The organism is Winogradskyella helgolandensis, from assembly GCF_013404085.1.
Lineage (GTDB): Bacteria > Bacteroidota > Bacteroidia > Flavobacteriales > Flavobacteriaceae > Winogradskyella > Winogradskyella helgolandensis.
Genome location: NZ_JABFHO010000001.1, coordinates 605,398 through 624,043, shown reverse-complemented (window position 1 = coordinate 624,043; position 18,646 = coordinate 605,398). Strand labels below are relative to the sequence as shown.

At 32.8% G+C, this 18,646-nt stretch carries 15 protein-coding genes and 1 pseudogene; 1 reads left to right on the top strand and 15 read right to left on the bottom strand.

From position 1 onward, the window contains the following. Window positions 1–398: 398 nt before the first annotated feature. The 15 genes and pseudogenes from HM992_RS02490 to HM992_RS02420 form a co-directional block, all read right to left on the bottom strand. The gene (locus HM992_RS02490; RefSeq protein WP_179318600.1) at window positions 399–5,972 is read right to left on the bottom strand and encodes an alpha-2-macroglobulin family protein; all 5,574 of its coding nucleotides are present in this window, start codon (window positions 5,970–5,972) and stop codon (window positions 399–401) included. 694 nt (window positions 5,973–6,666) lie between these two features. Further along, window positions 6,667–7,365 (bottom strand): DUF6090 family protein, encoded by a 699-nt coding sequence (locus HM992_RS02485; RefSeq protein WP_179318599.1) that lies wholly within the window; start codon window positions 7,363–7,365, stop codon window positions 6,667–6,669. Window positions 7,366–7,396: 31 nt separating this feature from the next. Continuing rightward, complete coding sequence (locus tag HM992_RS02480; RefSeq protein WP_179318025.1) at window positions 7,397–8,167, bottom strand: DUF6090 family protein; 771 nt, start codon at window positions 8,165–8,167, stop codon at window positions 7,397–7,399. 106 nt (window positions 8,168–8,273) lie between these two features. Beyond that, window positions 8,274–8,987 carry a hypothetical protein gene (locus HM992_RS02475; RefSeq protein ID WP_179318598.1) on the bottom strand — a complete coding sequence of 238 codons (714 nt, stop codon included), beginning with the start codon at window positions 8,985–8,987 and terminating at the stop codon, window positions 8,274–8,276. A gap of 32 nt (window positions 8,988–9,019) precedes the next feature. Next, window positions 9,020–9,745: a DUF6090 family protein gene (locus tag HM992_RS02470; protein ID WP_179318597.1), complete on the bottom strand. Its 726-nt coding sequence runs from the start codon at window positions 9,743–9,745 to the stop codon at window positions 9,020–9,022. 31 nt (window positions 9,746–9,776) lie between these two features. Then, window positions 9,777–10,454: a DUF6090 family protein gene (locus tag HM992_RS02465; RefSeq protein WP_229720429.1), complete on the bottom strand. Its 678-nt coding sequence runs from the start codon at window positions 10,452–10,454 to the stop codon at window positions 9,777–9,779. A gap of 35 nt (window positions 10,455–10,489) precedes the next feature. Continuing rightward, window positions 10,490–11,176, bottom strand: a complete 687-nt coding sequence (locus tag HM992_RS02460) for a DUF6090 family protein (protein WP_179318593.1) — start codon at window positions 11,174–11,176, stop codon at window positions 10,490–10,492. An 88-nt stretch (window positions 11,177–11,264) separates the two neighbouring features. Beyond that, window positions 11,265–11,972, bottom strand: a complete 708-nt coding sequence (locus HM992_RS02455) for a hypothetical protein (protein WP_179318591.1) — start codon at window positions 11,970–11,972, stop codon at window positions 11,265–11,267. A gap of 22 nt (window positions 11,973–11,994) precedes the next feature. Next, entirely contained in the window at window positions 11,995–12,231 is a 237-nt protein-coding gene (locus HM992_RS02450) for a hypothetical protein (protein WP_179318589.1), read from the bottom strand. Between the two features lie 349 nt (window positions 12,232–12,580). Continuing rightward, window positions 12,581–12,701 (bottom strand): annotated as a pseudogene (locus HM992_RS19955) (DUF6090 family protein); the annotation flags it as partial. A 237-nt stretch (window positions 12,702–12,938) separates the two neighbouring features. Continuing rightward, window positions 12,939–13,685 carry a hypothetical protein gene (locus HM992_RS02440; protein WP_179318024.1) on the bottom strand — a complete coding sequence of 249 codons (747 nt, stop codon included), beginning with the start codon at window positions 13,683–13,685 and terminating at the stop codon, window positions 12,939–12,941. A gap of 187 nt (window positions 13,686–13,872) precedes the next feature. Further along, window positions 13,873–14,583, bottom strand: coding sequence for a DUF6090 family protein (locus HM992_RS02435; protein ID WP_179318585.1), 711 nt, complete (start codon window positions 14,581–14,583; stop codon window positions 13,873–13,875). Window positions 14,584–14,685: 102 nt separating this feature from the next. Next, window positions 14,686–15,432 carry a DUF6090 family protein gene (locus HM992_RS02430; protein WP_179318583.1) on the bottom strand — a complete coding sequence of 249 codons (747 nt, stop codon included), beginning with the start codon at window positions 15,430–15,432 and terminating at the stop codon, window positions 14,686–14,688. Window positions 15,433–15,519: 87 nt separating this feature from the next. Further along, window positions 15,520–15,855 carry a hypothetical protein gene (locus HM992_RS02425; RefSeq protein ID WP_179318581.1) on the bottom strand — a complete coding sequence of 112 codons (336 nt, stop codon included), beginning with the start codon at window positions 15,853–15,855 and terminating at the stop codon, window positions 15,520–15,522. Window positions 15,856–15,878: 23 nt separating this feature from the next. Beyond that, window positions 15,879–16,649, bottom strand: a complete 771-nt coding sequence (locus HM992_RS02420; RefSeq protein ID WP_179318579.1) for a DUF6090 family protein — start codon at window positions 16,647–16,649, stop codon at window positions 15,879–15,881. A gap of 436 nt (window positions 16,650–17,085) precedes the next feature. Between HM992_RS02420 and amaB the strand changes: the two genes are divergently transcribed. Continuing rightward, a complete protein-coding gene (gene amaB / locus HM992_RS02415; protein ID WP_179318578.1) occupies window positions 17,086–18,639 on the top strand; it encodes an L-piperidine-6-carboxylate dehydrogenase in 1,554 nt (517 codons plus the stop codon). Window positions 18,640–18,646: the final 7 nt, after the last annotated feature.

Here is an 18,646-nt window from a genome sequence, read left to right as displayed (position 1 = left end):
AGCTATGGCTATGCTTGATTTTGATGCCTCGTTTATTACAAAAAATTTACATTTTATACTTCAAATAAATTCAAAGCCTAAATAGTATTTTAGGATGCTTGTCTGTCGACCGACAAGTTTTAGTTTATGCAGGACTAGTTTCAGTAGCTAGTTTTTTGTCTTTTATACTGTTGTCATTTCGAGTGAATTTTAAGCTTTTTTGAGCTTGAAATTTGTATCGAGAAACATTTTAATTTGTATGGTTCTCGATACAATTCTGACGAAAAAGTCAGAATCACTCGAACTGACGAGAGTTGTGTTGACTTCTCCTGCAAGGTCTTTTCTTTTGACCTTGTAGGTATTATTATTTAGGTTAATTAAGACTTACACGGTTTTTTGAAACCTTGCAGGTCTTGGTATTATTTCTCAACAGTTACCCATTCCCCTTTATTTCTCACCAAATAGTCGTTATCATACATGGCTTCAGCTTGTGAGCCTGGTAGATAATAGGTGCCTAAATAGGAAGCGTTTAATAAAACGGTAAAGGTTTTAGTGCCATATTTACCCTTGGCGTTCATATCAAAATAGAAATTCACGCGATCATCTCTGATGTCTGTATATCGCGCTTGACTGACAGTTGTATCTCCAAAATCTGTAAATCTAGTATTTACAATATCCCAACCTGAAGGGAAAATCTGAGTTAACGCTACATCGTGTACATAATCATTGGTTAAATTTGAAATGCTTACTGTCGCTACAAAATCTTGCCCTTGTTGTAGTGTTTTAACGTCAATTTTGTTGCCTTGTAAATCTTTATAAATCGTTGAAATACTAAAGCCACGTTGTTCTGCTAATTCTTCGCCTAGTTTTAATTTACCAGAGTTTAAAATGCGTACATAAACTAAATTGTCTTTGGCGTTGTTAATCGAAATTTGATTGCTGCCATCAGTAATAGGAATACTGCGCTGCGCAATGGCATTTTTAGTATCTATAGTTTCTGATTTGCCATTTATACTGTAGGAAATTTTTAAATCTTTTCCTCCATTTTTAATCACCATTTTCCCCATAGCTAATAAACTGTAGGCTGTGGTTTGCGTACTCATCCAGCTGTCACTCGATAAATCTTTAGCAATAGATTTTGCTAAGTCTTTAGCTTTTGGATTGCCAGTGATAATCATGGTTTCTAAAGCCATGGCTCTATTTCTATCCACTGAGCCATAAGTGTAATAGTTAGATTTTGGTGGCTGAAAATTGATATTAGCCGTTTTTGAAATGGCATCACTCGCTTCTTTCTGTCCGGCTAAAGCATAGGCTGCGGCTAATCGCCATTTGGCTTCGTTAGAGATTTCTTCAAACTCACGCAATCTATTCATGCTTGCTAAATCTGGACTTCCAGCTAAAGCCAAGGTATATAATCGATAGGCTTGTGCTAAATCGGAATGATAAATTCTATAGCTAGGTCTCCAGTTTCGAGCCGCTTGTTGTTGGTAGGTAATCCAATTGCTTTTAAACGTTAATGGCAAAACAAAGCCTTTCTTCTCCGCTTCAATCATAAAGTGGCCAGCATAACTTGTGCTCCAATCATTGGCTGTACTTTCTCCCATCCAATAACTCATGCCTCCATTGGCTTTTTGGAAATTCCCTAAACGTTTGATGCCACTTTCAATATTACTTTGGACTTCTTTTTTCTTTTGAGTCGTTAAGTCAAAAATATCAGCCAAGAATAATTGCGGAAATACTCCAGAGGTGGTTTGTTCTAAACAACCATGAGGATAACGAACTAAATATTGCAATCTCCCTGTGAAATCCATTGGTGGCAAGGTTGAAAATTCTACCGTTGCCGAATTTGTTCCTGCAACTCCAAAGGTGGTCACGTCGATGTTTTTAGTGGCATTGGCTTCTAATTCGTGATCCATAACACGCGATGTAAACGGATTCGGATTCTCTACGTCAATTTCAACTTTATAGGTTGATTTTTCGCCGTGTCCTGAAGCAATAACTTCAACGGTGTTGATGCCTTTTGCTTTGGTAACATCCAACTCAAAATAGACCATTTTTTCATCTGGCTTATCAAATGTAAGGGATTGTGTCGCGTCTCCTTTTACAGTAATACCATCACTTAATTTTAAGGATAGATTGACGTTTTTAACCTTGTCTTCCATAGCAAAAACTGTTACAGGTAATGTCACTTTTTCACCAGGACTCAATTTTCGTGGTAACGTGGCTAAAACCATTAAAGGTTGTTTCACCTGAACAGACTTATCAACGCTTCCATAAGCTTCTGTGGTGTTGTTTCCTGCCACAACCATAGCTCTTACTGCACCAATATAATTTGGCATTTTAAGTTGGTGTGTTTTGGTTTTTCCTTTATCTAAAAGGAAAGGGCCCAAATACGTCACTACAGGTTTAAAACGGTTGGCTTTTTTGTTTTTTCCTGCAGCTGCACTGCCATCACCACCAATCGCGAATACTTGGTCAACACTACCGGAATAAGCGCCAATAACATCATCAAAAATATCCCAGGTTTTCACGCCTAATGCTTCACGTGCATAGAAACTATCCCAAGCATTTGGTGTTTTAAATCGGGTTAGATCTAAGAGGCCTTCTTCTACAACCGCAATGGTATAGGTCATAGATTTGTTATTCTTTTCAGATACTTTTATCTCGTAAGATTGCTCAGGTCTAATAACATCTGGCATCTTAATTTGAGGTTCTAATTTGGTGGCAGGATCCTCTACCATCATCGGAATGACTCCAAACAAACGAATTGGTAAATCGTTAGATGTTATCGCATGTGGTTGCAATAATGAAATGTTGATAAAGACGTTTGGTGCCATTTCTGAAGTTACAGGAATATCCACAGTCGTTTCACCTGGCTTCGTTTTTACCCATTGCTGTTGCAACACTTCCGAACCATTTTCTATACTCACCAAAGCTCTGCCTTCTGAACCTGATGGGAAGGTTAATTTGGCAGTTTCTCCAACATTATAATTTTCTTTATCAGTTGAAAAGACTAACATTTTAGCCGCTTCCTTATCGTTTGAAGGATTTGAAGACCACCAGTTTTTATAGAAATAAGCCGTTCTTCCTGTGGCATGTCCGCTAACAGGATCTACAACTCTAATTAAGTAACGTCCGCGTTCGTCTTCTGGAATTTTCAATTTGAAATTCGCTTTACCGTTAGCATCTGTATTGACTAAAAAGGACTGCACTGGTCTGTGGTAATTGCTCGATACGTAGCTCGATAGGTTATCGTAAGAGGAATTCCACCACCAACGCCATTCGACCTTATATACTTTAACTTCTAGCTTCTCTCTTTTAATAGGTTTTCCTTCAGCCGTTACGGTTGCTATATCAAAGGTGTGATTTTCATCTGTAAAATAGGAACCGTAGTTATTGCCTTTTGGTGATTGCAAGCCAACAAAACTCTCGTAAGGTGCATAAGGCATGGTAAAGGCATCTAGTGAAAAATCACCGCCATTTTCAAAAGCTCTTACTAGGAATTGAGCCGATAACATACCTGGTGCATTTTTACCAATATTCAATTTTGAATTGATAGTGGCATTTCCGTCTGCGTCTAAATTACCTTCAAACACATTGGTTTCTTCAGAATTAAATGTGCGTGTAGGATCGTTAAAAACATAATCTTTATAGCCTTTAAAACTGGTATATGTTGATGTGAATTTAGCTTTTATTTCAGCCTTTAAATTTTTCGCTGGTGCACCATGTAACCACGTGACGTTTAAGTCGCCTTGAAGTGGTGTGTTGTTGGTTAAAATGTCGTTTTCAAAATCGATTTTAATTTTTAATCGGTTTGGTTTTACGGTTTCAATTTTTAAGCCTTTTGAAAATGTAGCACCACCAACAGAAACTTTCGCGTTATAGTTTCCGGTTTTGTAATCGGTTGAGGTTGGTACAATGAAATCATAGAAATTATTAAGGTTGTCTATAGATATTTTTCTGTATACCAATTTACCAACAGGATCTGTGATTTCTAATTTTACAGGATGACGTTTTGGTAGTTTATTCGCCATGTCATTCAACATAAAGGTTAAAAACAAACTGTCTCCAGGTCGCCAAACGCCACGTTCGGCGTAAATGTACCCTTTTAGACCACGTTGTAATCGGTTACCAGACACATCGAATTTACTCAACGATAAAGACATACCATCATGTAATTTAATATAACTAACATTGCTGCCTTTGGTCGCAATGGCAAAAGCGGCTCTATGTTTAGCATCGATTTTTAGCATGCCTTCTTTATTGGTAATGCCATCGGCTAATTCTTGTTGTTGGTAATTGTATAAGGTGATTTTTGTAGCGCTTTCTGGACTTGTCGTTAAAATATTAGTCACCGCAAATAAATACGTGTTATCGGCACCTTGCTTCGCAATTATACCAAGATCTGAACTGATTAAATTCTGAGACACCACGCGATTGCCGTAGTTAAAATAAGATTCGGTACAAGGATTGTCTCTATCTCTCCAACGGTAATTAGTATTTCTGTAGCTATAGGTTAAATTGTCCCAATAACGTTCTTCGCGTAAGTCTTCTTCTTCCTCAGTACTTTCCTCAGAAGCGTAGTCATCCTCTTCATTATAATCATCATAGTAGTCATCGTCATCAATGCTTGTTGTTTCTGCATTTGAGGTACAATCATAAAGCGAATACTCCTTTTTAAAACTTAACTCTACTCTATAGATAGCTCCAGGATCTGCTTTAAGGTATTTAGATAAATCGATGCTGTAGGCTTTCCATTTTCCTGTGTTTTGATGCTCTTCTTGAATTAAGGTGATGGTTTCTTTGGCGATGCGTCGTCCTACTTTTTTAATGGCATATTGGTCATTGCCATTGATGTTGTAGTCTTGTAAAAACTGAAGGACATTATCTTCAAATATTTTAATGATTCTCACATCGACTTTACTCAAGTTAACCGCTTCAAAATTGAATTTTAATTCGTTTGAATTTGGAAGAATACTGCCGTTACTGATGAGCCTTACTTCAGGTTTTAATTCTTCAAAGGTTACCAATTCTGAAAATGGCTTTTTCAATTTGAAACCATCAGTGTTTTTGATGCCTTGGAAGACATCAACTTGAATATCTCCAACCAATTTAGAATCTGGATACACACGCAACACATTACCATCAACAATATATTTAGGGTTTTTAACGCCTTGAAGCGACACCAATCCAGCGAAATTTTGCTGCTTCACTAAAGGGTCTGAAAAGTTAAGTGATAAGAATTGCTCAGGACTTTGAATCACCTCCGTATTCACAATTGTAAAGTTATTTTTTCCTGGAATAGTGATGAAATTTTCACCTTTATTTTCCGCTTTTATGGCAGATCCATCCCATGCGATATCAATTTTACTATCTTCAACTAAACGGTTGATACTATCTATTTTAAACTCGAAGAATTTTGAAGTTTCAGCAGCGTCATTCCACACTAATTGTAATGATTTTGAATTCTGAGAAGCAGACACCAATTGTTTAGCTTCGGCAAGTGAAATTACATCAGCCGATCGTAATTGCGCAAACATATACTGCCATTCTTTACTATAGGATTGTAGGTTTTGTGTGGTGATATTAAAACTTGGCGTAATAGTTTTGAATTGAAACGTATATTCTTCAAATGTTTTCGGAACGTTCTTATAAATATCATTTAACTTAACATTTACAGTGTACTCTGTAGCAGGTTCTAAATGTTCATCTGGTGTGAAAAGTAAGGTGTGGTTGTTCATGGCTTTTAATTGGCCTTGAACGTGAGGTGTTATTTTAACGAGTTCTGTTGGTAGGGTTTTATCGATTTCCCATCCGTTAACCGTATCTGAAAGACTGATTTTTATAGGATCGGCAACAGACACTAAGCCTGAAGTTGTATAGCTGATGTAATCGCGGTACTTAAAAATATTATCAGTTTCTACAGGTGTTTTTTTACATGACACAACAAAAACGAGAATTAAGAGTAGGAGGAGGTGCTTTTTGATGTTCATGATGGTGGATTTTAGTTTAAAATGTGATTAAAACAAGAGTAAGTACATTCTTGTTAAATAAGTACGGCAATTTTAAAACGTTTAGACTTTAGGTTATTGTTAAATTGTTCTTAAAGTTAAGAATTGTTAGCAAATGAGTTAAGGAAATTGGGATTCTTTTTGTAATCAATAAATAGTTCTGTTTTGTCATTCCTGCTAAGGCAGGAATCCACTTATTAGTTCATTTTAAATTTTGTTGAGACTTGGCCAATATTCAGAGAGGTCACTCCAATTAGGATTCTCTTTTTCTATGATATCTATTTTCCATTGGTGCTTCTATTTAACACCTTTATGTAAATTTCCATTATATTTTTTTGAAAGTAAATACAGGTAGTATTGATGAACATTTTTATGCATTATACCTTTTTATTACGAGTGGATTCCTGCCTTCGCAGGAATGACAAAAAGTGTTTAGACTTTTTGTTGTTGTTAAATTGTTCTTTAAGTTGAGAAATGCCGATTTGAGAGGGTTCTATTTATTCAAATTTTATCGAGAAGTTCTGGACCTACATTTTCTACAGTCTCTCGATACAAAATTGCTCCGGCAACTTCACTAGAACTGACGAAATTTGGTTTTGTCTTGTCATACCTTCGTACACGTAATAACGCTTTCAGCTCACTGTGAATACCTCATCAAGTTCGGAATGACAAGGCACTATTCTATATAAATTTCTATATCTTTTTTTAATTGCTCTGCTTCATCATTGACTTGACTTAAAGTTTCGAAGTAAGCGATATTAACATCTAAAAAGGCATTTAATGATTGTATATATTCGCTGTCATTTTTTAGTCCTTCAAAATCATTGGGAACCATCTTGTCAATAGAATTACTAATAATAACTGTTGTAAAGTACTTTCTGTAATAATCCATCATATAGCTATAAAAATCCATATGTACTTCTTCAAAACTACCTTGAGTATCGTTAATAGAAGAGGTGTGAAACTTACCAATCGCTGAACGAATCTTAGGGTTTTCAACGAGGTCAGTGCCAATAGACACTAAGGATTGATAACCACTGGTTTTAAAATCTATCTCATCGTAAGCGTGAACTGCCCTAAAATGATATGCCAAAGAATCATGATAAGGTTTATCGGTTTTAAGCACATCAATTATGGTATTAATTGAATTTATAGTTCTATTTAAGTTGTTGGTTCTTTTATTGAGAACTCTGTCTAAATCTTGAAGCGTAAAGTCTAAGTCTGAAATGATTTCAGTTAAAACTTGATGTTCTTTTTCTTTCGCTTTTTTACCTTCATTCCAATTATTAATCTGAAGTGCAATAAGAATACCAATAACCACAAGTATAATTTCGCCAATGGCGTATTTAAAGTATTTGGATGTTTTATTTTCCATAATTAGGTTTTGACGAATTTTTCGAAAGATTTTAATCATTTTGCAATTCTATTTCATCGTTTAGGATTACTAATATTTGAGATGTCCTATTGAGCATTTCTTTTTGTATATCGTATCTGAGATGTTCAACAGCAACTCTATTCATGAGATGGCCAAAATAGGCGTCTTGATTAAAAATAAAGTCAATAGCCATATCTTCTTTAGGACTTCTTAGGGTATCTAATCCAATTTGTTTCCTGGCAACAGGTAATTCTAGATGCGCACTGACTGGAGCACTTATATTTTGCATATTATTTAGAAGATTCATACTGTTGTCTTGATCTTCAAATCCTAATTTCACAATTGAAAAATACTCGGCAAGCATTTTTCTAAGTTGGTTATTACGCAATAATTCGGCGTTTCCGGTACTAATATAGGCATCGTAAGCTCCTGTTAAAAATTCGGCACGATACCAGCTTTGAGCACCATAAATAATAAAATTCTTTATAGAGTCGTTACTTGCACGCGGTATTTTATCTTCATACATTTTAATAAGTTCACTACTTTTTCTAATCACATTTTTTTGCATGTACATCGTTTGTTGTAAACGATCTTTAGATTCTAAAAAGTCGGATTTTAATGATACTAATAATTTTTCCTCTTGTATGTATTGTTTTCTGTTTTCATTCCAATTGTTAATCTGTAATGCGATGAGGATACCAATTACGACAAGAATGATTTCTCCAATGGCGTATTTAAAGTATTTGGATGTTTTGTTTTTCTCCATGAGGTCTTTTCTAATATGTCGGAAGAATTTAATCATATTTTTAGTTTCTATTTTTTCCGCAAGCGGCTATTTTTACCAAAGGTCTGCTAGACCTTTGATTTTGCTTCTGCAAAATTGTGTTTCGATAATCTGAAGAATTTTATCATTTCCCTTTAGGTTTTGTAGCATCAATTATTTCATCAATAAGCTTATCTGTTTCTTCGCATCGCTTTTTTACTTGTTGATAATGCCAAATACTATTGTCTAAATAATTTTCGAATGTTACCTCTTGAAACACAGGATAATAATCTGGTTTTACTTTAGAAATTCCGGACCAAGGATAATTACTGGTCATATCCATTTGTTTAAAAGATATTTTGGGTAATAAATAAGGTATAAGCTTATCATTTGCCCAATCATCCAATTTTGTCATACGAGTTTTTCTAATTTCAGATAATGTATTCCATTTATAAAGTAAGTCTGTAATTTTTTCATTTTTCAAAAGATTGAACTTTCCACTTTGCATAATATTTTTAATGGTATTATCGGCAAAAGCCATTTCAGTAGCTCCAAAAGAAATATAAAATATGCTATCTAAATTATGTTTATAGAGTTCTTCTTTAGAAGCTCCAACTAAATTCATTAGAGTTATTTGCGCGTTCATCTGATTATTAACTTCAATCAGAAAATCTTTCAACACCTTTCTATTTTCTTTAAAATCTGCGTGTAGTTTGGCAGTTACCTCTTTTTCTTCGTTTTGCTCAATGCGATTGTTGTTCCAGTTATTGACTTGTAATGCTAAAAGAATACCTATCATTACGAGTATAATTTCGCCAATTGCATATTTCAAATACTTTCCTGTTTTGTTTTTTTCCATAAGATCTTTTCTAATATGTCTAAAAAACTTAATCATAATTTTATTTCTGATTCAAGATCAACTAAAATGAGTTCTATTTGCTCTTTTATTCTACCAAAAACTTTTGGACCATTTGCTCCTCTAATTGACAAATAGTAATTTAAAAGGTCATTTTCAAATTCAGTTAAACTGAACAAGTTTTTATTGTTAACGGCATCGGAAATTGATTGATGTTCAAAATTTTGACCTCTATGAATTAGCACTTTTCGGATACTTCCATTTTTATTCAACATGCTAATCATTTCCCCTTTTGCTGAATTAATACCAATCTCTTGAAATTTAACATTGTCTAACATGGCTTCAAAAGAAGCAAGTTGTTGTCTTAGTTGTTCATTTTGAATTAGATTTAAGTTCCCTGAACTAATAATATCAGTTAATACGCCTTTTGAAGGATTATAGGTTACTGAGTTTCCGAAAACTGAATATATTAAACCCGATATTTCTTTATCACTGATGGTATCGCGAACATTACTATCAAATAAAGTCAGCATTTGCTCTATGTCATTCATTAGTTTTTTATTATCTGAAATGGTCTTATTTACCTTATTAAGATTAGTTTTAAATTCACTTTGAAGCGATAACAAATAGGCTTGTTCTGTATGACGTAGTTGCTTGTTATTACTCCAATTGTTAATGCTTAATGCTATTAAAATCCCAATAACCACAAGCACAATTTCGCCAATGGCATATTTAAAGTATTTGGATGTTTTGTTCTCCATAATGAGGTTTTGGCGGATATGTCTAAAGAATTTAATCATTTTGGGTTGTCTTAGAAAGCTTTTTTATTTCAGATATTTTTTCTAATGCCTGCTCTAAATTATATACGCTACCAAGTCTATTATCCTTAAAAAGTTTAAAAAATGTAAGGTTAGATGGGTTCTCAAAAAAAGCTTTTGAATCCGTAGGTTTACAATACTCGCGCCATTTAAAATCTGAAAATTCTTGTTTTATTACGGGAAGCCAATCTGCTTTAAATGATCCTTCTACATCATTGAGTGCTTGATAAACATTGTTTAATGTTTCGTCGTAATATGATATTAATGCTAATTGAAGTTCATTATTAGAAATGGTTTCTATCCCTTTTGATTTTAAGACTTCAAAGGCACTAGATTGAGAATTAAACCTTTCAAAACAAATAATTTTCCCCATCCAATAATTTAAACTATCACTATAATTTCCCAAAGCCACTTGCTCTAGTAGTTTGTCTGTTAATTTATTGGCTTGCTTTGATTTTTTTAATCCTTCAGTTAAAACAATGGAGTCATTTTCTAAATTTTGATTAATTAAAAGTAAAATTTCTTGTTCGTAGTTTTTATTCTTTCGCACATCATTCCAATTATTAAGTTGCAGCGCAATTAAAATCCCAATAACCACAAGCACAATTTCGCCAATGGCATATTTAAAGTATTTGGATGTTTTATTTTCCATAATTAGGTTTTGGCGAATTTTTCGGAAGAATTTTATCATTGTTGTTTTTCTGTTAATAAGGCTATAGCTTCTGTAGACGTTTCAATTATTTTTTTGCCTCTTATATCTAAATAGCGATATAGGTCGTCTAATGCATGTAAAAAAAGGTGCTTATGCAACAATCCTTGAGTTTGGCGTTCTTTAGAGTTCTTCCTGTTTAGTTTTTTGTAAAAATTTGTGCTATTTCCTAATTGTTGAAGGCTTTTCTGGTTTTCCTCGATAGCTATGTCTACATAGGATTGATTGATAATTTCTAATTCACTTTGAAATGATACAAGGTTTATAAGAAAATCTCTATGCGTATCTAATAATAAGTCGCTATTACCCGAAGATTCCATGTCTTTAAACGTTTTGTTTACAGGGAAATATTTTAAGTAGAATACTTCTAAGTCATTTATACTATCAATTAATTGCTCTACATTTATGGAATCTTCAGAATTGAAATACTCGAAATAATTGGCAATTTCTTTTTTGTGTGTTACTGCTCTATTAATAAGTTTACTAATATTGAGAGTATCTACCTTAAGATCATTTATTATTTTATTTACATAAATATCTGCTTTAGATTTTAACTTTCTATTTTCATTCCAATTGTTAATCTGAAGCGCAATCAAAATCCCAATAACCACAAGCACAATTTCGCCAATGGCATATTTAAAGTATTTGGATGTTTTATTTTCCATAATGAGGTTTTGACGGATTTTTCGGAAGAATTTTATCATGGGTTAGCGGTTGGTGGTCATAAAGTGCAACGGTTTAAATATTAGTTATTTAATTGTCTTTTTTTAATTCAGCAAAAATGGTCTTTAGTTGGTTTAGGGATTCAATGGATCGCTCATAGGCCTCTTTATTAAAATTTAAAGTTGTTTTTCTTGCTAAAATATAATTCTGAAAATGGATTTCTTTTGCATAACTTTTTGCAGTTAGCTGCATTTCAAAAAAGCTTACATTTTTAATTAAAAAATCGTTATAATAATTACTAAATCCATCAAAATCCAAATCTTCAACGAGTTTTATATTATTAAAGGTTTCGTAAGGTTCAGAAATAGAGTTACGTACGTTTAAATCATCAAACAATTTCAGGTCTCCAGAAAACTTCAAATTTTCGTAGGTTACCGTTGATGGGTTAAAGTATTCGGTATCCATGAGCCTAAAGGCTTTTGGTGGCAATTTGGGATTATCGTAATCTTTGGTGTATAATATGTAACCTAAAGTATCAACTTCTTTAAGCATTTCAATTGTAAACTCCTTAAGCTCTTTTAATCGATTTAGGTTGCGGTTGGCTTCATCTTCTAACTGAATGATATATAAATCGCGTAATTCTAAGTTGTTTTTGTCTTTTGCATTTTCGTTAATAGCTAATGCAATTAGAATACCTATTATTACCAGCACTATTTCGCCAATGGCATAGAGTACATATTTACTGAACTTGTTTTCAGATAGTAATTGCTGTCTAATGTGTCTAAAGAATTTTATCATTGGTTAATGGTTTGTACTTTCATTATTTTTTTAATTCTAGATTAATAATTTCAATAATGGAATCTGCGGTTTTATTGATTTTAGTAAGCTCTTTAATACTAGTTCTATTCACAGCTTGTTTCCAAATAACGTAGGATTCAAATGCTATTATCATATCTGGAATTCTATCATCAAAATCTAATTTTTTAAATAATTCTGGCTGATTAGGATAGTTCTTAATATTAAGTAGGACTCCACCTTTGAGAGCAAGATTTTTCAACAAATCATTAACATCTTCATTGTTGTCCCTAGCAAGTATTTCAATCTGGTTTTTACTACCATTATATTCAGTTATTACATCTATTATCTTTGGGTTAATATTTGCAAATCACCCGTATTAATTAAGGTTTCTATAGTTTTTGTTTTGTATTCTATATGAAATGTGTTAACGTCGTTTGTGCCTAAATTTTGAATAATTTCTGCAAGGCTTAAATTTGGTTCTTTATAGCTTTTTCTATAGTTATCGTATAATACTAGAGAAGAATCAACTCTTGAGATATATCTATTGGTATACGCTTTATCAGCTTTTAAATCTGATAAAAGTCGATTGTAGTAATTTTTCGCTAATATGTTTTCTTTCCGTGACTGATTCCAGTTGTTAATAGAGAGTGCAATCAAAATCCCAATAACCACAAGCACAATTTCTCCGATGGCGTATTTAAAGTATTTGGATGTTTTGTTTTGTTCCATGAGGTCTTTTCTAATATATCTGAAAAATTTAATCATATTTTTAGTTTCTATTTTTTCCGCAAGCGGCTATCTTCAGCATCCCCATTTTCATGAGGACTCTGCAAGACCTTTGATTTTGCTTTGCAAAATTGTGTTTCGATAATCTAAAGAATTTTATCATATTCATTTCCCGAGAAAGCGGGAATCTTATTGATTAATTGTTGGCTATAATGAAGTAGAAACATTGTAGTGCTTTCATTATTTTTTCAATTCCTTATTAATAAGAATTTCAATTTCCTCCATATCAGCTAGAATTTTCTTAAATCTTATAAGACTTCCTTTTTCCGAATTTACTTTGTTATTTTGACTGGACTCCAATGCTACAAGAAGTTCTATTTGACGATTTTTTTCAAATACCCATTCTAATAGTTTAGGTTGGTTTTTAATATTTTTGAACACAAAATCTACACTGCCATATATTTGACTAGCATTAAATTCTGCTTTTGATGCTCTATCATTATTGTATTTAGAAACATTTTCTGTTTCTTCTTTATATTTTTCTAAACTGATTAGTTTTTCTCTAATAATAGGTGGTATTAGTTTAATATCTCCAGTGTTTTCTATAGTTGAAATTGTGTTAGATTTGAATTGAACATTTTTAAATAACCAATTTAAATTACTAATATTATTAATTATTTGAATTGTAGGAAGGTTTGGTTGATTAAAGGTTTCTTTATAGGCTTTATATTTCACCATATTAGAATCAATTGATAATGAAGCCTCTTTTATGTATTTTTTGTCTTTTTCAAAATCTTGTAATAATTGTTTATAATAAACTTGCCTTAAATTTTCAGTTTTCCGTTCATCATTGAGATTGTTCAATTGTAATGCAATTAAAATCCCAATAACCACAAGCACAATTTCGCCAATGGCGTATTTAAAGTATTTGGATGTTTTGTTTTGTTCCATGAGGTCTTTTCTAATATATCTGAAAAATTTAATCATATTTTTAGTTTCTATTTTTTCCGCAAGCGACTATCTTCACCAAAGGTTTACTAGACCTTTGATTTTGCTTTTGCAAAATTGTGTTTCGATAATCTAAAGAATTTTATCATATTCATTTCCCGAGAAAGCGGGAATCTTATTGGTTAATTGTTGGTTATAATGAAGTAGAAACATTGTTGTGGTTTCATTATTTTTTCAATTCCTTATTAATAAGAATTTCAATTTCTTCCATATCAGATAAAACTTTCTTAAATCTTATAAGACTTCGTTTTTCCGATTCAACCTTCATATATTGACTCCTTTCTAATTCAATAAGAATCTCTATTAAGTTTTTTTCTTCATATACATATTCCAATAGTTTAGGCTGATTTTGTATGTTTTTAAATGCAAATTCTTCACTTCCGAATCTGTTAGCTGCCGTTGCGCCCGCTTTACCAGCTTCACCATTATTGTATTCAGAAGCTTTTTCTACCTCTTCTTTATATTTATCTAAACTGATTAAAGGTTCTCTAATGCTTGGTGGTATTAATTTGATGTCACCTGTATTCTGCAAAGTATGTATCGTATTAGATTTGAATTGAACACTTCTAAGTTGCCAATCTAAATTTCCAGTTTCAGTAATTATTTTTACTAATGGTAAGTTTGGTTGATTATAGATTTCTTTAAAGGCTCTAATTTTTACCATATTAGAATCTATTCTTGAAGAATGCTCTTTTATATATGCTTTGTCGTTATCAAAATCTTGTAATAATTGTTTATAATATACTTGCCTTAAATTTTCAGTTTTTCGTTCATCATTAAGATTGTTTAATTGTAAGGCAATTAAAATCCCAATAACCACAAGGATAATTTCACCGATGGCGTATTTAAGGTACTTTCCTATTTTGTTTTTTTCCATAAGGTCGTATCGTATTTTTCTAAAAAACTTAATCATGTTTTTAACTTTTATGTTTTCCGCAAGCGGTTATCTCAACTAATGGTCAACGAGATTTTACTTTTGTTATGTCTTCTTTTCTAAATAATCATTTATGAGTTTAATTGTTGCTTTACCTTTTTCGTAGAGGGTAGTTCTAACTTTGTTGCTGTACAAAATGTTTTCTTTTAGTATTGTTAAATCTTTAAGTAATTCTTTCTTTTGCACTTCATTTAAATTATCATTAAAATGAATGATATCTTCATAAGTTACCTCGTTAGTATTTGAATTCCATCTCGGTGCCATTGAAGCCTCTCTTAAAAATGCATTGTCTGTATAATCATTTATCCTGTAATATGCACTTGTCTGCAAGGCAATGTAGATGTTTTCTTGTTTTATAACTTCTTCTACTTGCTTATAATAGTTTTGTATACTTTCTCTTAATTCCTCTGAAGCGATTAGCGCTAGCTTACCAGAAAATTTCATTTCATTAAATACTACGTCGTTGCCTTCAAACCAGTTGGTCCCTTGAACTTTACTTAGAGCCGTTAAGTAAGCTTGTTGATTTGATGTAATTGAATTAGTCCTTTGTATACGCATTATCTCGGTAAATGCATCTAGTTTTAGGGTGTCTGTATTGAAATGCATCTCAAGTTCTACTTGGTCTTTGTTTAAATCCTTTAGAATTCTTTGTAGATAGTTTTGTTCGTATTGGGTATTCTTTCTGTTTTCATTCCAGTTATTGATTTGAAGTGCGATTAAAATTCCTACTACTACGAGAATAATCTCGCCAAAGGCGTATTTAAAGTACTTACTTGTTTTACCTGTTTCCATAAGGTTGTATCTTATTTTTCTAAAAAACTTAATCATTGCTTATTTTATCTTTTAATTTCTCGAGAAAGTGGGAATCTTATTTGATTTTTAGTAGAGGATATTATCTAGGGTCATATCTAGTCGCTCCTCTAACATGCTAAATCTGTTGTCCGAGAAGAAAATTTTATACATTTCTCTTCTAAAGGCAGCGAGTTCCATTTGGCTATAATCATGGTTATGAATAACAGCATCAATTTTTTTAAAGCGTTTTTTGTCTGAATGCTTATGAAATTTTTTATACATTTTTAGAAAAGTGATGTTGGATGTGCTATTTTGAATCATTTCCAATTCTTCTTCAGTTTCAGTTTTATCTGCATTGGCACAAAGCAGCATAATATAAATTTGTAATTCGGTTTTGGTCCAATCTGGTTTTTTATGTTTCATGATGCACGACTTAATTAATAGCTTTATTTGTTTTCTAATTCTTGTTTAATTTCTTTTAGAATGTTTTCTATTTGCAATTTTATGCCGCCAAATAATCGAGGCCCATTTGTCGCTTTAGCTAGCAAATAATAATCCACTAGATAATTTTCGAATTCAATAGAATTAAAGATGTCCTTGTTGTCTGTCTTTGAAGAGATAGATTCAAACTGTAAATCAATCATATTTAAATCTGTAACAATAGTTCTAGCGCTACCGTTTTTAAAGAAAAGACTTGTTAAATTTCGTTGTGTAAAATCAGCATCATTTACTTGCGTGCTTAAATGATTTATTGTGCTTTCAAAAGAAGCTAAATCTTCTCTTAAGTTTTTATTTAAAATGATATTGAGTTTCCCAGAACTAATGATGTCACTTAAAACTCCTGTTGTTGGTGTGTACTGAATATCACTGCCAAAAATAGGGCCAAGCAACTGAGAAATGGTTTCTGGCTTAATGGTATCGCGTACATTTTTGTTGAATAAAGTCAACATTTTTTCTAACGTTTTTATGCGCTGCTCATTGACTTGAATAGCCGTATTTATTTTATTCAGGTTGGTTTCAAATTCTGATTGAAGCGATGTTAGATATTCTTGTTCTACCTTTCTTTGCTCATTGAAATTGTTGTTATTATTAATCCCTAACGCAATAAGAATACCAATGACTACAAGGATAATTTCACCAATGGCATAGAGAAGGTATTTCGAAAATTTGTTTTCGGACACTAAATTTTGACGGATTTTTCTAAAAATCGTAATCATAAACTGAACGTTAGATTCATAAAAAGTCCGTAAACGGCTATCTTCACCAAATGTCCACAGGACATTTGATTTTGAAAAATCAAAATTGTGTCGCGATAATGCCTAAGTCGGCGAAATAGTGTAATCATTTACTTTCTTTAGGTTGAAAGTAAATTAGGTTGATGGTTGTAGTTGAGGTTGGTTAACTATTTGTGTTTAAAGGTAATAAAATGTTACATTTTATGTTGTTTTAAATCTTTTCATTTTTTTAAATTAATTTTCAATTCATAATTGTAATTGCAATTAGAGCTTGCCTAAAGCGATAATGTCATGTGATTTTAAGGTTAAAAAAAGGACCTTGAAAGCTTTGTAACTAAAGATGATTGTACCTCGTCTTAGTGAGTTTTTATTAGTAACTTCGCATAAAATTTTAATAATTCATAAAAAATTAGCAAATATGGAAGCAGTAGCTACCGATTTCGGAATAAAAGAAGCCTTACAAAAATTAGGCGTTAACGATATAAATGATGGCTCTTCTACAGGGTCTAATAGCTTTTCTAGTGGAGACATTATTGAATCCTATTCGCCAGTAGATGCGAAATTAATAGGGAAAGTAAAAACAACAACTAGAGCTGATTACGACAAAGTAATGGATGCCGCGACAAGCGCATTTAAAACGTGGAGAGATGTCCCTGCACCACAACGTGGAGAAATTGTACGTCAGTTTGGAAATAAATTAAGAGACTTAAAAGAACCTTTAGGGAAATTAGTCTCTTATGAAATGGGAAAATCCTTGCAAGAAGGTTATGGAGAAGTACAAGAAATGATTGATATCTGTGATTTTGCTGTAGGTTTATCACGTCAATTAAATGGGCAAACGATTCCTTCAGAACGTCCTGGTCACGTGATGAGAGAACAATGGCATCCTATTGGAGTTGTTGGTATTATTTCAGCATTTAACTTTCCAGTAGCCGTTTGGGCTTGGAATACCGCTTTAGCTTGGATTTGTGGTGATGTTTGTGTGTGGAAAGCCTCTGAAAAATCATTGTTGTGTTCAATAGCGTGTCAGAATATTATCGCAGGTATTTTAAAAGATAACAACTTACCAGAAGGTATTTCTTGTATCATTAATGGCGATTATAAAGTAGGTGAAATGATGACTACAGACCATAGAATTCCTTTAGTATCTGCAACAGGGTCTACAAGAATGGGACGTATAGTTGGTAAAACAGTTGCCGAACGTTTTGGGAAGTCCTTATTAGAATTAGGTGGCAACAATGCTATTATTATTACACCAACGGCCGATTTAAAAGTGGTGGTTCCTGGTGCTGTATTTGGTGCTGTTGGTACCTGTGGGCAACGTTGTACATCTACAAGACGATTAATTATTCACGAATCAGTTTACGATAAAGTACGTGATGCCATTGTTGGTGCTTACGGACAAATTAAAATAGGTAATCCTTTAGATGAAAACAATCACGTCGGACCATTAATTGATAAAGAGTCAGTTGAAACCTATTTAGCGGCTATTGAAAAAGCAAAAGCTGAAGGTGGAAACGTTTTAGTTGAAGGTGGTGTTTTAGAAGGTGAAGGTTATGAAAGCGGTTGCTATGTAAAACCAGCAATTATTGAAGCTGAAAATCATTTTGAAATCGTTCAACACGAAACATTTGCTCCAATTTTATACTTAATGAAATATTCTGGTGAGGTTGAAAATGCTATTGAAAAGCAAAATGGTGTGGCTCAAGGTTTATCGTCAGCCATTATGACAAATGAGATGAAGGAAGCAGAAAAGTTCTTGTCTTATGCCGGTTCTGACTGTGGCATCGCTAACGTCAACATCGGAACGTCTGGTGCTGAAATTGGTGGAGCATTTGGTGGTGAAAAAGAAACTGGAGGTGGACGTGAGTCTGGTTCTGATGCTTGGAAAGTCTACATGAGAAGACAAACCAATACGGTTAATTATTCTGATGAGTTACCTTTAGCACAAGGAATTAAGTTTGATTTGTAACAAGTAA

Coding starts and splice junctions, on each gene's coding strand:
- HM992_RS02420 (WP_179318579.1), bottom strand. CDS start 16,649: ATGATTACGATTTTTAGAAAAATCCGTCAAAATTTAGTGTCCGAAAAC.
- HM992_RS02425 (WP_179318581.1), bottom strand. CDS start 15,855: ATGAAACATAAAAAACCAGATTGGACCAAAACCGAATTACAAATTTAT.
- HM992_RS02470 (WP_179318597.1), bottom strand. CDS start 9,745: ATGGAGAACAAAACATCCAAATACTTTAAATATGCCATTGGCGAAATT.
- HM992_RS02460 (WP_179318593.1), bottom strand. CDS start 11,176: ATGGAAAATAAAACATCCAAATACTTTAAATATGCCATTGGCGAAATT.
- HM992_RS02485 (WP_179318599.1), bottom strand. CDS start 7,365: ATGGAAAATAAAACATCCAAATACTTTAAATACGCCATTGGCGAAATT.
- HM992_RS02455 (WP_179318591.1), bottom strand. CDS start 11,972: ATGATAAAATTCTTTAGACACATTAGACAGCAATTACTATCTGAAAAC.
- HM992_RS02435 (WP_179318585.1), bottom strand. CDS start 14,583: ATGGAAAAAAACAAAATAGGAAAGTACCTTAAATACGCCATCGGTGAA.
- HM992_RS02490 (WP_179318600.1), bottom strand. CDS start 5,972: ATGAACATCAAAAAGCACCTCCTCCTACTCTTAATTCTCGTTTTTGTT.
- amaB (WP_179318578.1), top strand. CDS start 17,086: ATGGAAGCAGTAGCTACCGATTTCGGAATAAAAGAAGCCTTACAAAAA.
- HM992_RS02465 (WP_229720429.1), bottom strand. CDS start 10,454: ATGGAAAATAAAACATCCAAATACTTTAAATATGCCATTGGCGAAATT.
- HM992_RS02480 (WP_179318025.1), bottom strand. CDS start 8,167: ATGATTAAATTCTTCCGACATATTAGAAAAGACCTCATGGAGAAAAAC.
- HM992_RS02475 (WP_179318598.1), bottom strand. CDS start 8,987: ATGGAAAAAAACAAAACAGGAAAGTATTTGAAATATGCAATTGGCGAA.
- HM992_RS02440 (WP_179318024.1), bottom strand. CDS start 13,685: ATGATTAAATTTTTCAGATATATTAGAAAAGACCTCATGGAACAAAAC.
- HM992_RS02430 (WP_179318583.1), bottom strand. CDS start 15,432: ATGGAAACAGGTAAAACAAGTAAGTACTTTAAATACGCCTTTGGCGAG.